12 protein-coding genes are annotated in these 15,858 nt (G+C 50.7%); 4 read left to right on the top strand and 8 right to left on the bottom strand.

What is annotated here, in order from left to right; genetic code table 11:
- Positions 1-68: 68 nt before the first annotated feature.
- The gene (gene ligA, locus CFREI_RS05330; protein WP_027013260.1) at positions 69-2,105 is read right to left on the bottom strand and encodes an NAD-dependent DNA ligase LigA; all 2,037 of its coding nucleotides are present in this window, start codon (positions 2,103-2,105) and stop codon (positions 69-71) included.
- A 103-nt stretch (positions 2,106-2,208) separates the two neighbouring features.
- On the opposite strand from ligA, the gene CFREI_RS05325 reads away from it, so the two are divergent.
- Positions 2,209-2,880 carry a 3'-5' exonuclease gene (locus CFREI_RS05325; protein WP_027013261.1) on the top strand — a complete coding sequence of 224 codons (672 nt, stop codon included), beginning with the start codon at positions 2,209-2,211 and terminating at the stop codon, positions 2,878-2,880.
- Positions 2,881-2,883: 3 nt separating this feature from the next.
- Here CFREI_RS05325 and CFREI_RS05320 read toward each other — a convergent pair whose 3' ends face one another.
- Together CFREI_RS05320 and mnmA are read right to left on the bottom strand one after the other, a co-directional pair.
- Positions 2,884-3,852, bottom strand: coding sequence for a uroporphyrinogen decarboxylase/cobalamine-independent methonine synthase family protein (locus tag CFREI_RS05320; RefSeq protein ID WP_051256065.1), 969 nt, complete (start codon positions 3,850-3,852; stop codon positions 2,884-2,886).
- Between the two features lie 23 nt (positions 3,853-3,875).
- Positions 3,876-4,967 (bottom strand): tRNA 2-thiouridine(34) synthase MnmA, encoded by a 1,092-nt coding sequence (gene mnmA / locus CFREI_RS05315; protein WP_027013263.1) that lies wholly within the window; start codon positions 4,965-4,967, stop codon positions 3,876-3,878.
- Between the two features lie 134 nt (positions 4,968-5,101).
- On the opposite strand from mnmA, the gene CFREI_RS05310 reads away from it, so the two are divergent.
- The gene (locus CFREI_RS05310; RefSeq protein WP_027013264.1) at positions 5,102-6,412 is read left to right on the top strand and encodes an MFS transporter; all 1,311 of its coding nucleotides are present in this window, start codon (positions 5,102-5,104) and stop codon (positions 6,410-6,412) included.
- A 23-nt stretch (positions 6,413-6,435) separates the two neighbouring features.
- On the opposite strand, the gene CFREI_RS05305 is transcribed toward CFREI_RS05310, so the two are convergent.
- The 5 genes from CFREI_RS05305 to CFREI_RS05285 form a co-directional block, all read right to left on the bottom strand.
- Positions 6,436-7,542, bottom strand: a complete 1,107-nt coding sequence (locus tag CFREI_RS05305; RefSeq protein WP_027013265.1) for a cysteine desulfurase family protein — start codon at positions 7,540-7,542, stop codon at positions 6,436-6,438.
- Positions 7,539-8,489, bottom strand: coding sequence for an electron transfer flavoprotein subunit alpha/FixB family protein (locus CFREI_RS05300; RefSeq protein WP_027013266.1), 951 nt, complete (start codon positions 8,487-8,489; stop codon positions 7,539-7,541). Before CFREI_RS05300 ends, CFREI_RS05305 begins: the two co-directional genes overlap by 4 nt.
- Positions 8,490-8,501: 12 nt before the next feature.
- Complete coding sequence (locus CFREI_RS05295) at positions 8,502-9,284, bottom strand: electron transfer flavoprotein subunit beta/FixA family protein (protein WP_027013267.1); 783 nt, start codon at positions 9,282-9,284, stop codon at positions 8,502-8,504.
- Positions 9,285-9,368: 84 nt separating this feature from the next.
- Entirely contained in the window at positions 9,369-10,508 is a 1,140-nt protein-coding gene (locus tag CFREI_RS05290) for a THUMP-like domain-containing protein (RefSeq protein WP_027013268.1), read from the bottom strand.
- Positions 10,498-11,352 (bottom strand): ABC transporter ATP-binding protein, encoded by an 855-nt coding sequence (locus CFREI_RS05285; protein WP_035112399.1) that lies wholly within the window; start codon positions 11,350-11,352, stop codon positions 10,498-10,500. The genes CFREI_RS05290 and CFREI_RS05285 overlap by 11 nt, the downstream gene beginning before the upstream one ends.
- Positions 11,353-11,464: 112 nt before the next feature.
- Between CFREI_RS05285 and CFREI_RS05280 the strand changes: the two genes are divergently transcribed.
- Together CFREI_RS05280 and glgB are read left to right on the top strand one after the other, a co-directional pair.
- On the top strand, positions 11,465-13,495 hold the full coding sequence (locus CFREI_RS05280) for an alpha-1,4-glucan--maltose-1-phosphate maltosyltransferase (protein WP_027013270.1): 2,031 nt from the start codon (positions 11,465-11,467) through the stop codon (positions 13,493-13,495).
- 152 nt (positions 13,496-13,647) lie between these two features.
- A complete protein-coding gene (gene glgB, locus CFREI_RS05275; RefSeq protein WP_027013271.1) occupies positions 13,648-15,831 on the top strand; it encodes a 1,4-alpha-glucan branching protein GlgB in 2,184 nt (727 codons plus the stop codon).
- Positions 15,832-15,858 lie beyond the last annotated feature (27 nt).

Here is a 15,858-nt window from a genome sequence, read left to right as displayed (position 1 = left end):
CTTTATCACGCAAAATCCCCGGCAAAGAGTAAACAATTCCGCAAACTTGCCGGGGTGTATTTTTTGTATTAAACCTCGCCGGTTTCTAGGAGTTTTATAAATCCGACTTCGTCGAGAATAGTGAGTCCGAGTTCTCGGGCTTTTGTTTCCTTCGAGCCAGCTTTTTCTCCAGCCACTACATAGTCGGTCTTTTTAGATACGGAACCAGAGGCTTTGCCACCACGGGCTACAATTGCTTCTTTTGCAGAATCGCGGGTAAAGCCTTCCAGAGATCCGGTTACCACTATCGTTTTTCCCGCGAGTGTTTGTTCTATTGCTTCCTTTTCGTCGTCGACCATTCGGACGCCTGCTGCAGCCCATTGGTCAACGATATTGCGGTGCCAATCAATTTCAAACCAATCTTTGAATGATTGGGCAATAATGCTGCCTACTCCGTCGGTTTCGGCGAGTTCTTCAACAGTTGCAGCACGCATGGCGTCGAGCGAGTTGTATCGTTGAGTGAGCGCTTGGGAGGCGTCGCGGCCTACATGTCGGATAGATAACCCAACAAGCACACGCCAAAGTTCTACGGTTTTTGAAGCTTCCAAGTTTTTCAGGAACTTTTTACCGTTTGCATTTACTTTGCCGGCCTTTGTTGTATACACATTGGATTTCAGTAAAGCTGTTTCATCGAGTTGGAATAGTTCGGATTCATCCGTGAGGATCCCGGATTCGATGAGGTCGGCGGCTCCTTTTTCACCGAGGGCTTCGATATCAAAGGCGCCGCGCCCTGCAAGGTGTGCGATGCGTCGTTTGAGTTGCCCAGGACAGGATTGGGTATTGCTGCATCGCCAGTCAACATCACCTTCTTTGGCCGGGGCGAGTTTTGTACCACATTCTGGACATAGTTCGGGGAATATATATTCACGTTCGGTTCCGTCCCGGAGTTCCACTACTGGGCCGAGGACTTCTGGGATGATTTCGCCAGCTTTGCGGATCACTACGGTATCGCCAATGAGTACGCCTTTGCGTTTCACCTCGGTGGGGTTGTGGAGTGTGGCCATTGCGACGGTTGATCCGGCGAGGAACACGGGTTCCATAACAGCCTGCGGGGTAACGCGTCCGGTGCGACCTACTTGGACTCGAATGTCTAGAAGTTTGGTGGTTACTTCTTCTGGCGGGTATTTGTAGGCGATTGCCCAACGTGGTGCTCGTGAGGTGGCTCCGAGTGCGCGTTGTTCGGACAGGTAATCGACCTTAATAACCAAGCCATCCATTTCATGTTCGGGGGCATGTCGGTTAGTTTCCCAGTATGCAACCTGTTTTTTGATTTCTTTTGCAGTGGTCACTACTTTTACGGCATCAGATACTGGAAGCCCCCAAGCTTTAAGGGCTTTATATGCTTCAGACAGGCTTTCAGGTGAAAAACCTTCGGATGCGCCAATGCCATGGCAGATTATGCGGAGTTTCCGTTTGCGAACGTCTTCAACGTTTTTTTGGCGTAATGATCCTGCGGCCGCATTTCGAGGGTTTGCAAATGGTTTGCCCCCTTCTTCGATGCGGCGAGCATTTACATCGCCAAAATCTTCTATTGAAATATATACTTCACCGCGGACCTCAAGTAGTGCCGGAACCGGGTATTGGGAATTTTCTTTAAGGTTATGCGGCAGCCCTGTGATAACCCGTGCGTTTTCGGTGACATCTTCACCAACGCGGCCGTCGCCACGCGTTGCGGCACGTGTGAGTTTGCCATTTTGATACACCAGGTCGAGGGAAAGACCATCGATTTTCAGTTCGGTTATATAGTGTGTCGCGGGTGTGCGGGCAATCCATTCCGAAAGCTCAGCATCATCAAAAACATTGTCGAGGCTAAGCATTCGCTCAAGGTGTTCAACATTTGCAAAGCTTGACGACGCCGCGGGAGGCGCGCCAACTTCCATGGTTGGGCTATCCGGGACTGCTAATTCCGGGTGAGCTGCTTCTAAGTCTTTGAGCTGCTGAAACAGTGCATCAAATTCTTCGTTGGAAATAATAGGCTCATGGTTATAATAAAGATCATTGTGGCGGCGGATTTGCTTGGCAAGGTCATCCCATTGGCGGCGAAGGTCGGACGGTATAGCAGTCATGAGAACCAAGTCTAATCAGTCGCATCGACACATCAATTTTCTTGAAAAACGCAGTTTCGAATTCACACTACATTGGTTCGACCAGATGTCTAAGGTAGGACTCATGGCGAACTTTGATACTTCCGCAATGCTCAGCTTCGATCTGGAAACTACTTCGGCGAATCCGAAAGAAGCCCGTATTGTCACCTCTGCAATGGTCCGAATTCAAGGTCGGAATGTGGAACCACAAGAACTTTTAGCCGATCCTGGGGTTGAAATCCCCGAAGAAGCCACAAAAGTACATGGAATTACCACCGAATATGCCCGTACACACGGTAAACCGCATCAGGAAGTATTAGAAGAAACTATTCGGCAAATCCAACGTGGTTGGGATGATGGATTGACCTTAATCGTCTTTAATGCGGCATATGATCTTTCGGTGCTTCGCAGCCTAACTGGTGATTTTCTAGTCACTGGGCCGGTCTATGATCCTTTTGTTATTGACCGGCAAAAGGACCCATACCGGAAAGGATCCCGAACCCTCGGCGCCCTCGCTGAATTCTATGGGGTGCGTTTAGATAATGCCCATGAGGCTACATCGGATGCGCTGGCTGCCGCCAGAATCGCCTGGAAACAAATTAAGCTCTGGCCCGATTTGGCCAAACTGGAACTCGATGAACTTATGGAGCGGCAATCAGTTTGGTACTACGAGCGCCAAGCGAGTTTCCAGCGGTATTTGCAAGGGCAGGGAAAAGATCCCAGCACCGTCAATACCGCGTGGCCAATGATGAGTTAAAACCTATAGGTCTCCTGCGTCTCGGGTAATCATTTCATCGATCACCCGAGCCATACGCAATGCAGACGCAGCGTCCATAAGTGAAGCAGTATCAAGGCTACTTTTAGTGTGGATATCTACTGTTTTGGCAAGTGTACTGCGATCAAATCCGAGTTTGTCCCATAACCTAGCCACAGCTTGCGCTTTGGCTCTGGGGTGCTCCAATGCTGTATCAATACTGTCACCAGCATGGGTAATACCAAGTCCAATACGACACCCATGGGCGATTGCATCTCCAAGCCCATCGAAATGCGCCGTGGTGTGCAGCATTCCCGGCGCGATACTTAACTCCGTAATGCCGCTAGTCTTTACAACCTGCCAGAGTGGAACATACTGTGTGGAATTCAGGCGAATAGTTACGTTTTCACTTAACCGTTCGACTACTTGATGTAAGCGTTGACCGAGTTCGATCTCTGGAATTGCAGGCAGGACATCAAAATCCGTGGCTCCAGGTAATGTGCCTTGGGCAAGTGCTGGCAATTTGGGTTCATCGATTTGCAATTCAAGGCGGCAATCAAATCGCCTGCTCAAATCTGCGCAATGATTTTGAATACCGTGGATAAAAGATTCGGTAATATCACGCAGAGCGCCCGTATCAGTGATAGCTCTATGGCCGTTTGACAGTTCTATTGACGCCGCAAGCGACCAAGGTCCCAAGACCTGAAACTTCAGGGCGTCCAGCCGAGGCCAAATGGCCTGGCAAGTATCCAGATCCGCTTCGAGGCGATCCCAGGTTCGCCATGTGGAACGCTGTGGCCGAGCGGTAAGCACCCATGTGCGGGCACGGGCGTCGATAGGCATGTCTTTCAGCATTGCCAAAGTTTGACCAAGAAGGCGAGAAGCAACTCCCCTAGCTGGGAGTTGCGGGACAAAAACCAAGCTGCATTCTCCGGAGATTATGTCTGCGGCAGTCGCAATGTCGGCGCCTGGCATGTCTCCTAAACCAAAGGCAACCACTAGTGTTCAGTCCCGCAGATCGTACCGGAGCCTAGCACAATATCACCACCACTATCGGGAAGATAAAGCACAGCTGCTTGGCCGCGGGCAACACCAGATAATGGTTGCTCAAGGGTTAGCGTCATCTCACTTTCCCGCACGTGCGCACGACATGGCACGATGCCGCCATGTGCACGAACTTGCACAATACAATCGAACTCACCATTCATTGCAGGATGGAGGAATTTCAGACGATCTGCATGAATTGTTGATACCGCAAGGCGTTCCCTGGGGCCCACGGTGACGGTGCCGGTCGCGGCGTCGATATCCGTAACATAGCGAGGTCTGCCATCAGCGGCAGGGTTCCGTAAATCTAAGCCCTTTCGCTGCCCGATTGTGAACTCATGTACGCCCCGGTGTTCACGCAGTGGAACGCCATCTTGATCAATAATCATGCCGGGGCGCATACCTATATGGCGGCCGAGGAACGCCTGGGTATTGCCATCAGGAATAAAGCAAATATCGTAAGAATCTGGTTTTGACGCCACAGAGAAACCAAGTTCTGCCGCCTCTTTACGAATATCTGGCTTAAGGGTATCGCCAACGGGGAACATGCAACGGGAAATTTCCTCGGCCCCAAGAACACCTAGAACATACGATTGATCTTTATCGGGGTCAATAGCACGCCGAAGGTACCCATCTCCACCGTCAACTGGTTGCACAAGGCGAGCGTAATGCCCGGTAGCTACCGCATCGAATCCAAGTGCTATCCCACGCTCAAGCAAGGCAGTAAACTTGATTTTTTCGTTGCAGCGGAGGCACGGATTCGGAGTTTCACCCGCCTCATAGGAGGAAATAAAGTCATCGATCACGTCCGCTTGAAAGCGTTCCGAAAAATCCCAAACATAAAAAGGAATGCCTAGGTGATCGCAGACCCGCCGGGCATCTGCAGAGTCCTCTAAAGAGCAGCAACCGCGGGAAGATTCCCGTACCGCCTGCGGATCTCTGGCGAGTGCAAGATGAACACCCACCACGTCATGACCAGCAGCAACGGCACGTGCCGCCGCTACCGCAGAGTCAACACCGCCGCTCATTGCCGCAAGTACCCGCATAATATTCCTCTCCTATAAATGTCAAGGCTTGAAGTCTAGTTTCTGTACGCAAGCCTGTCCATTTCGGTTTTTACGGACACGTTAGCCCCTCAAACAGTTAGTGTATTTTACACACTTTGTGGTAGGGTGTGCGCATGGCAACCCGAAATGAACGCCTCGATGAACTACCGGTAACTCACCAGCACCGCCGCATGCTTGGCATTGCCGGAATCGGTTGGGCTCTCGACGCCATGGACATCGGTCTTATCTCCTTTGTTATGGCTGCCCTCACCATCCACTGGCACCTTAGCCCCACCGAAATTTCACTTTTGGGTTCGATCGGTTTTCTGGGTATGGCCTTCGGCGCCACCCTTGGTGGACTCCTTGCAGACCGCTTTGGCCGCCGAAATATTTTTGCATTTTCAATGCTTGTCTACGGTATCGCGACCGGCGCATCTGCCCTTGCTACAAGCTTGATTATCTTGCTGATATTTCGGTTTATTGTAGGCATTGGACTCGGCGCCGAATTACCTGTTGCCTCCACCTATATTTCGGAATTTTCCCCCAGAAATGTTCGCGGTCGTATGGTTGTACTACTTGAAGCATTTTGGGCACTCGGCTGGATCCTTGCTGCCATAATCGGTACGACAATCGTCACCAGTAGCGAACAAGGGTGGCGTTGGGCGCTCGCACTGGGCACTATTCCGGCGCTATATTCCATGGTAATCCGTCGTGGCTTACCAGAATCAGTTCGATTCCTAGAACTCCGTGGCCGCCATAACGAAGCTGAAACAATAGTTCGGAAATTCGAACAATCTGCGGCGAAGCTTATTCCGAAAACTCAGCCACCCGCCAAAACCCCAGAACACACAGACATAGCAAGCCAGTCAATCTGGTCCCAACCACTACGTACACGAACTGCCGCACTTTGGACCATCTGGTTTTGTATTAACCTCTCCTATTACGGTGCATTTATTTGGATTCCCTCAATTTTGGTCGCCCAAGGTTTTGACCTTATCCGATCATTTCAATTCACATTGATTATTACTCTTGCGCAACTTCCCGGGTATGCCTGCGCCGCTTATTTCATCGAACATTGGGGGCGCCGCGCAACACTTACCACGTTCCTTATAGGCTCTGCCCTTGCTGCGGCATGTTATGGCATGGCCACAACACCAATAACTATTATTGCTGCTGGCTGTTTGCTTTCGTTTTTTAATCTCGGTGCGTGGGGCGCACTTTACGCTATTGGCCCCGAGCTATACCCCACCGCCCTGCGAGGTTCTGGAACTGGTGCCGCAGCTGGTTTTGGGCGGATCGCATCAATTATTGCTCCGCTCATTGTGCCGCCACTGTTGGTGTTTGGTGGTTCTCCGCTGCTATTTGCCCTGTTTGGTGTTTCGTTTTTAATTGCGGCATTTGCTTCTTGGTTACTGCCAGAACATAAGCAACAAGCACTCCATTAATGTAGGCTGGGATGCCATTAGTATTAGGCCATCCCAGCGATCCTGGCACGTTCAACTATTTGGACAATATTTGCACAAACATGATCGATATCGGCTTGGGTTGTGGTTCGACCAAGGGTAAAACGAATAGCACTTCGAGCATCCGGCTCGGCAACCCCTTGGGCAAGCAATACATCGCTTGGACGGTTTACACCATGCGAGCACGCCGAACCGGTGGAGCATTCAATGCCCGCGGCGTCGAAAAGCATAAGGAGGCTATCTCCTTCGGCACCCGGGAACGACACATATAGATGCCCTGGAAGTGCGTGTTCAGGAGTATGGACCAACACCTTATCCACATGCGAACAAATGTACTCGCGAAGGGTGTCCCGCAATGCTGCCAGTCGAACCGCTTCCGCTTCCATCTCCGAGCAAGCTTCCGAAAGTGCGGCTGCGGTAGCGACTGCACCTGCAACATCGACCGTGCCCGGGCGCACACCACGCTCTTGCCCACCACCAGTTAATACCGGTGTTAACGCTGGGGAACGGCGTGCCAGAAGAATCCCAACACCGCGCGGCCCTCCGAATTTATGTGCACTTGCCGCAAGGGTGGTCGCACCGCTGCCATGAAACGCTACCGGAATATGCCCAACGGCCTGGACGGCATCAATATGCACAGGAGTTCCGCCCGCTGCCGCAATTATTTCCTGGATTGGCTGTACCGCACCCGTTTCATTATTTGCCCACATACAACATGCAAGCGCAGCTGGCGTGGCTAATGGCTCCACGGACGAAACCACGCCCGTATGAGAAACCGGCAGCCAATCAATATCCGCATCAAGTGCACGCACGGTTTCCATTACAGCGGGATGCTCGATTGGTGTGGAAATAATGCGACGCAATGGCGAGGCAGCAAATAATCCACGAATCGCTAGATTGTCCGCTTCCGTGCCGGAGGCCGTAAAAATAACTTCAATGCGTTCACAATCCAAAAGCTCGGCTATTTGTTCGCGAGCTTCTTCAAGCGCACGGCGGGCTGCCCTCCCGGATTGGTATTGGCCCCCCGGATTTAACATTGACGACGCCGCCAGCCAAGCATCACGGGCAATATCCCGCATAGGTGTTGTGGCGGCGTGGTCTAAATAGGTCATCGACGTTTTAATTCCTCAACTACTTGTGGGACGATCTCATGGAGATCACCTACTACACCAAGATCAGCGATTTCGAAAATAGGTGCATCCTCATCATTATTAATCGCAATAATGGTTTTCGAGGTTTGCATTCCAGATTTATGCTGAATAGCCCCAGAAATTCCCAAACCAATATAAAGGTCCGGGGATACTGTTACACCGGTCTGCCCAATCTGGTAGGCACCCGGGTAGTAACCATTATCCACGGCATCGCGAGTAGCGCCAACGGCACCGCCAAGCGCATCAGCTAATGGCTCTGCAATTGTTTGGAAGCCTTCCGCAGAACCAATTCCGCGGCCACCAGCAATCACAATCTTTGCTTGGGTCAATTCTGGGCGATCGCTCTGTACTGCAGGAACAAAAGATGTAACAGTTACATCCTTTGTAGTTGTAGCGGGAAGTTCGAGTGATACGAGTTGGCCAGCTGCTGGTTGTGGGTTTGCTTCTTTGGCACCAGGACGCAATGTATAGATTGGGCTGGCACCACCCACTGCAGTTAGAACAGTTATTTCATCACCAAAGATAGACATCGTAGCGGTACGGTCAGCGTGAATGTCCACAACATTGCATAACACTCCGCTTGAGAGTCGAGCTGCAAGGCGTCCAGCAATTTCATTGCCTGTGGCGTGGGCTGCAAGAATAATCGGTGCGGGATTAGTCGATGCAAGCAAAGTAAGGGCATCCACGATTGGCAGAACCACGCGGCTTGCTACGGTATCGCTTTCTGCTGCAACGATTTGGTCAGCACCTAATTCGGTCAGTGCTGGCACTAACGCAGCGGCTGTGCCTGGGGTTCCTACAACCACTGCGGAAACAGCACCGAAAACTTTTGCTGCGGTAATGAGTTCACTGGTTACCGGGTCTAGTTCGCCGCCTGAGTGTTCCACCGCGATATATGCAAACGACATTGTCAATGGCTCCTAAATCAGTTTTTGGGCGGCGAGGAATTCAATAATACGCGCAGCGGAATCACTGCCCCGAATGATTTCACCCTGGGTGCGTTCCGGTCGGGTTTCCGCAGATTGCACCGCGGTTGCCGCGTGGGCTAAGCCAACCTGTTCAGCGGCCACACCAATATCGCTTAATGCAAGGTGGCGTATTTCGGCTTTCTTTGCGGCCATAAGGCCTTTGAAATTAGGGAATCGTGGCTTCCCAGATTTTTCCGTTACAGAAACTAACGCTGGCAGCGTGGATTGGATATGGTATTCGCCTTCATGAGATTCGCGAATAGCTGTTATTTCAGTTCCCTGGACTGCTATCTGGCGAACGTTCGTTAGCGCTGGTAGTTGTCGATACTCTGCAATCATGCCCGGCAGCGCACCAGTTGAGCCATCCGAAGAAGCATTACCCATAATAATGAGTTGTACATCTTCAATAGTATTAATTGCATTAGTAAGCGTCCAAGCGGTCCCGAGCGCATCGGAGCCTTTCAAAGCTGGGTCGGTAACAAGCACTGCATGGTCCGCACCCATGGCCAAAGCTTTTCGTAGCGCAGTTTCAGCCCGTTCTGGCCCTACACTGAGTGCAACTACTTTAAAACCTTCATGAGCTTCTTTAATTTGTAATGCTTGTTCGACGGCATATTCGTTAATTTCGTCGATAATCTCGTCTACACCTTCGCGGTGCAAAGTGAAATCCGGATTCAATGTCTTTGTTGACCATGTGTCCGGAACGTTTTTCACCAAAACCACAATTGTGGGCATAACGCTGGGCACCTTTCTGTTTGCACAAACGACTCATATCATAGTCACCGTGGGCGCAAACCGCACGACGAACTAAGGTTACACTTACCCACGTTCGCGAGGTTCGCAAATAAAACCGATACCTCGACTACCAATACGAGTACACACTACCGCCATTGCGCGCTCCCCTTGGAGTTTCCATTGGCGTCGCAAAACATCAGGATCAATGTCTAGCCCTCGAACCAAAATTTCCACACTGCCACAAGCATAGGAGCGCAATCGCTGTTTCAAACGTTTTAGCGGTACCTGCTCAAGTATTCGGAACCCAGAATAGCCTTGCGGAATACGATTGCCAGTCAGGTAGGCAATGCGCTCATCAAGCATCCATAGCCCCTCACGCTGCGCAAAATGCCGTACCAATCCGGCTCTAACGATGGCACCATCTGGGTCAATAAGAAAAGTTCCTGGCTCTCCTGCGCCAATATTGGAGGCGAAAGAATCGTCGATAACATCACTGTTTCCAGCCCGCACCACTATCGCTTCTCGACGCCTCCCTCGCCCCAGGCTCGCACTATAAAGGCAGGCTTCCTTCACCCCACCATCAACACTAACAACGCTTACAAGCCCATCCCACTCGGAAAAATCCAAACCAGGTGCACATTTCACTGCAATTTGGTGTTGTGACCATGTATTAAGAAGCTTTGAAAGTGGCGGAATAAGTTGCTCCGGATTGGTGATTCTTCGACCACCTTGTCGGCGCGCAGGGTCGGCAACAATAACATCAACGGCGGTGATTGCGGGAGCCAGGGCGTCGATACGCGCATACCGTCCTTGTGGGACATTATGGCGAGCCATAAGCAAACGGCTGTAATCAATATCAGCGCCGAAATACCCTATACCGGCTTCTGTCATCGCTAAACCTTCGGTACCGATCGAACATGTAACATCAAGCACACATCCAATTTCCGGAAAACTCCGCAACCGATCCGCTCGAACCCGCGCGACTGTCAATGGGGTCGCCTGTTGCGCCGAATCACGGCACATTAACCATGTATGTGGAAGCTTTGCCGCCGCACTTCGACGAGCCTGTATTAACTCTGCGACCGCACGGGAATACTCACCAAACTCTGCGCGAAGTTGTGCAGTATCAGAAATTAATGACGTCGCATCCAAAGGCAAATCAATCGCTGCAATCTCGTCCTGATGCGCGGCAAGAAAACGGACTTCTTGTGGGCTATAACTCACCCGAAACCTTTCTGTGTACACCCCCTGGGCGCAACCGGCGAGCAAAGAACCGCCCATCGATCTTATCCACTTGAATTGGTTGGTGGAATGCCCTGGTGAGATTCTCGCTCGTAAGTACCTGATCAATTAAACCTTGCGCCACTACCTTGCCTTCATCAAGCAACATGGCATGAGTAAAACCATCCGGAATCTCTTCGACATGGTGGGTAATCATTACGATTGCTGGGGCATCTGCATCCATAGCAAGGACACCTAAATACCCAACAAGGTCCTCACGTCCACCTAAATCCAACCCTGCTCCGGGCTCATCAAGAATCAATAATTCCGGATTGGTCATAAGTGCGCGGGCAACCAATACTCGTTTTCGCTCACCTTCACTCAGCGTCCCCCAAGTACGCTCACGAAGGTGCAATGCGCCTACTTGTTCGAGAATTTCATAGGCTTGGTCAAAATCCATTTCCTCATAGTCTTCACGCCATCGGCCAAGGATCGCATACCCCGCGGAAACCACCAAATCACCAACTAATTCATCTGCCGGAATCCTATTGCCCAACGCCGATGAAGACATGCCGATCATAGTGCGAAGGTCCCGCATATCGGTTTTTCCTACCCGCTCCCCCATAATGTAAGCAATACCACCTGAGGGATATTCTTCAGCCGCAGCCAGCCGAACAAGCGTGGTTTTTCCGGCTCCATTCGGGCCAATAATTACCCAACGCTCATCTAATTCCACCTGCCAATCGACGGGCCCCAAGAGGGTTTTTCCGCCTCGAACAAATGTTACGCCTCGGAAATCTACAAGAAGATCAGGATCAAAGTCATTCACATCTCTATCATGTCTCAACTCGGGTGACTTTTCACTGAAGAACTGTAGAAACCTTGTTACCTCCACTAGGCTGGCTAAGGACAGCTGACCACAGTTGGTCAGAGGATGTTAATTGAAAGCGAAGTGAGCAGTGACAGGAAGACTAGGAATTGATGACGTCCGCCCACAGGTTTCCGGGGGTGCACACCCCTCAAAGGCTGTTGTCGGGGAGGTTATCCCAGTTTTCGCCATGGTCTGGCGAGAAGGGCATGATGCACTCTCAGCGACGGTCAATATTAAAGGGCCGAAAACTTCATCTGTAGCGCCCACCACCCGCCGAATCACAATGCAACGCAGCGACCATGACGAAGATCAAGTGAATGCTATTTTCGTCCCGGACGTCCCCGGCGATTGGACAGTCCGCGTCGATGCATGGTCCGACCCAATGGCAACTTGGCGCCACGCCGTTTCGGCGAAAATTGAAGCAGGACAAGACGCAGAACAGCTAGCAAATGATTTAGAGCACGGCGCACGTTTATTTGAACGCGCCGCGCAGGGGGTGCCAAAGGCGCAACGACCGCGCCTCCTTGAAGTAGCAGAAACACTGCGCGGCAATGGTGATCTACGGGCACGCGTAGCACCAGGAATGTCGCGCGAAACTCTCCAACTTTTGGATCTTCACCCACTCCGAGAACTACTTACCCGTGGGAAAACCCGCAAAGTAAAAGTTGAACGGCGTAAAGCACTTGTGAGCTCTTGGTATGAGATGTTCCCCCGTTCCACTGGTGGCTGGGATGATCAAGGCAATCCAATTCATGGAACGTTCGCAACTGCAGCAGATGCCTTAGAGCGCGTTGCCCGTATGGGCTTTGATACGGTGTATCTCCCGCCAATTCACCCAATTGGTGAAGTCAACCGAAAAGGCCGCAATAATACTCTGGATCCAGCTCCCGAAGATGTTGGTTCTCCTTGGGCCATTGGTTCGAAAGACGGTGGACATGATGCCGTGCATCCGGCGCTTGGGACCTTAAAAGACTTTGATGCTTTTATGAAGCGAGCCAAGCAACTCAAATTGGAAGTTGCGCTTGATCTTGCACTGCAGTGCGCCCCTGACCACCCATGGGCGGCAAAGCACCCCGAATGGTTTACGGTATTACCGGATGGCACGATTGCATTTGCAGAAAATCCACCTAAGAAATACCAGGATATTTATCCTCTGAATTTTGATAATGATCCAGACAGCATCTATAAGGAAATTCTTCGCGTAGTGCTCTTTTGGGTAAAACGTGGCGTGAAGACATTCCGTGTGGATAATCCTCACACCAAGCCAGCAAATTTCTGGGAATGGTTAATAGCTACGGTGCATGAATCCCACCCCGATGTGATTTTCTTAGCTGAAGCATTTACTCGTCGCCCCCGTCTTTACGGCCTGGCAAAGCTTGGTTTCTCGCAAAGCTATACATACTTTACATGGCAAACATCCAAATATGAGCTGGAGAAATTCGGCAAAGAAATTGCGAATATGGCCGATGTTTCTCGTCCGAATTTGTTTGTAAACACCCCGGATATCTTGCATGCTTCTTTGCAGTACGGAGGCCGAGCTATGTTTGCCGCACGTGCTGTTTTGGCGGCAACAATGTCTCCATTATGGGGTGTATATTCCGGATTTGAGCTGTATGAGCACCAAGCCGTTGCACCAGGCAGCGAAGAATACCTCAATAGCGAAAAGTATGAGTTGCGCCCACGTGATTTTGATGGTGCACTCGAATCAGGCGATTCACTTGAGCCGTTTATTACAATGCTCAATAAGATTCGCAAGGAAAATCCCGCATTACAGCAATTGCGTAATCTGCATTTCCACAATGTGGACAATGACCAGGTTATGGCCTATTCAAAGGTCGATGCTCTTACCGGCAATGCCATTCTGGTGGTTGTGAATTTAGATACCAATAATGCGCAGGAAGCAACTGTGCACTTGGATCTAGCTGCATTGGGGCTAAGTGGTTCTGTTGGATTTGAGGTTCACGATCAAATTACTGGCGCTACCTACACATGGGGCGAGCATAATTATGTCCGCCTAGAACCTTGGAAAGATGTAGCACATATCTTTGTATTGCCTGAAGTTCCACCACAACGCAGGGAAAAGCTGGCTTGGCGTGTAGTTGACGAGTACCACGACTAGTCATACGCAGCTAGGGGTGATCGAGTTCACCTCTAGCTTCCCCCAAGCACTCGCATTGTTAGGTAGCGTCGAAGTATAGAGCGCTGCTTAAATTCATTGCGGGTGCTTTTACATTTTTAAGTCAACGTTTGTACATTTTGAAGGGTCCCCATATGTCTGACTCTAAGATCCCCAGTTCTCTTACTATTCCACGGGAGGATCTGAACCGTCTTCGTAATTGCCAGCATCATGACCCCCATGGTTTTTATGGCTGGCATGGCAATGTTATCCGCACCCGCAAACTTGGTGCCGAACAAGTTGAATTATTAATTGATAACACCGCCATCCCAATGACCCCAATTGGGGATGATATTTTTGCCGTCGAAGTTGAGGGGGAACCCCGCGACTACCGGTTACGTACCACCTGGCCAGGTTTTGAACCACGTGAATCTGCTGACCCTTATACTTTCCTGCCTACCCTGGGGGAAACCGATATCTACTTGATTTCTGAAGGACGCCATGAACGCCTTTGGGAAGTTCTTGGATCCCACCCGCGCACATACTCCACACAACTTGGCGAAGTCTCCGGCACCTCGTTCGCAGTGTGGGCACCAAACGCTATTGGCGTGGCCGTAGTCGGTGATTTTTGCGGTTGGAATGCCTCGCAATTCCCTATGCGCTCTCTGGGCAGCTCCGGCATTTGGGAGTTGTTTATTCCAGGCGTAGGTGAAGGGGAGGTGTATAAGTATGCGATTCAAACGCAAGAGGGACACCGACGTGATAAGGCTGACCCATTAGCACAGCTCGCCGAAACCCCACCTGCGACCGGTTCGGTAGTGACGTCGTCAAACTATCAGTGGAAAGATGCAGAGTGGCTAGAGCACCGCGCTAAGGCAAATATTCACAGCGAACCTATGAGCGTATACGAGGTGCATTTAGGTTCCTGGAAACAAGGTCTTAGCTACAGCGAATTAGCAACTGAACTCGTAGATTACGTCGCGGATATGGGTTATACGCACGTAGAATTCATGCCTGTTGCCGAACACCCATTTGGCGGCTCCTGGGGCTATCAAGTATCTGGGTACTACGCGCCAACTTCGCGCTGGGGTTCCCCAGACGAACTTCGCGCATTAATCGACGCATTCCACGCACGGGGTATTGGTGTGATTGTGGACTGGGTTCCCGCACACTTCCCCAAAGATGATTGGGCATTGGGGCGTTTCGACGGCCGCGCCCTCTACGAACACCCCGACCCCCGGCGTGGCGAGCAAAAAGACTGGGGCACATATGTATTCGATTTTGGACGCCATGAAGTACGCAATTTCCTAGTTGCAAATGCTCTGTATTGGTGTGAAGAATTCCATATCGACGGCCTTCGCGTCGATGCTGTTGCATCTATGCTCTACCTGGATTATTCCCGCAACCCCGGTGAATGGGAACCGAACCAGTATGGCAATAATCACCACCTTGAAGCCGTGCAATTCCTACAGGAAGTCAATGCCACCGTACAGCGCGAACACCCCGGCGTATTAACCATTGCCGAAGAATCCACATCATGGAGTGGAGTGACCGCCCCTACCGAAGACAATGGTCTTGGATTCTCCCTGAAATGGAATATGGGTTGGATGAATGACACCTTAGAATACATTTCTAAGGACCCCGTACACCGCGAATACCACCATAATGAAATTACATTCTCAATGGTGTACGCATATTCGGAAAAATTTGTGCTCCCAATCTCTCACGATGAGGTTGTACACGGTAAGGGTTCATTGTGGGCCCGCATGCCTGGCGATAGCTGGAATAAAGCCGCAGGACTGCGGACATACCTCACATTTATGTGGTCTCACCCTGGTAAGAACCTGCTATTCCAAGGGCAAGAATTTGGCCAGATCCAAGAATGGTCTGAAGCACGCTCGCTTGATTGGGGCGATATGGAAGGTTGGGAAGGTGAATACCACCTCGCAACCCAAAAGCTTGTTCGCCAACTCAATACAATCTATAAGGACTCCCCAGCACTTTATACCCAAGATGATTCACATAAGGGTTTTTCCTGGGCAAAGTCTGATGATGCAGCACATAATATTTTAGCGTTCCACCGATATGGCACAGAAGGTGAAATCATGTTGTGTGTCTTTAATTTTGGTGGCACATCACAGGAAGACTATCGCCTCGGTGTTCCAAAATCTGGCCGTTGGCATATGGTACTTAATACCGATGATGCTGAATATGAAGGTGCTGGAAACCCACTGCCGGAAACAGTTGAAACCAAAGACGAAGGTTGGGATGGTTACGAAGATTCCCTAGTACTACACCTGCCCGCAATGAGCGCACAGTGGTATGTCTTTGAGGAATAAATCCACTTCCTAAAAATTGTTTAATTG

The organism is Corynebacterium freiburgense (assembly GCF_030408815.1).
GTDB lineage: Bacteria > Actinomycetota > Actinomycetes > Mycobacteriales > Mycobacteriaceae > Corynebacterium > Corynebacterium freiburgense.
The sequence above is the reverse complement of the archived record's forward strand: the minus strand, read 5'-3'. Positions and strand labels throughout refer to the sequence as shown.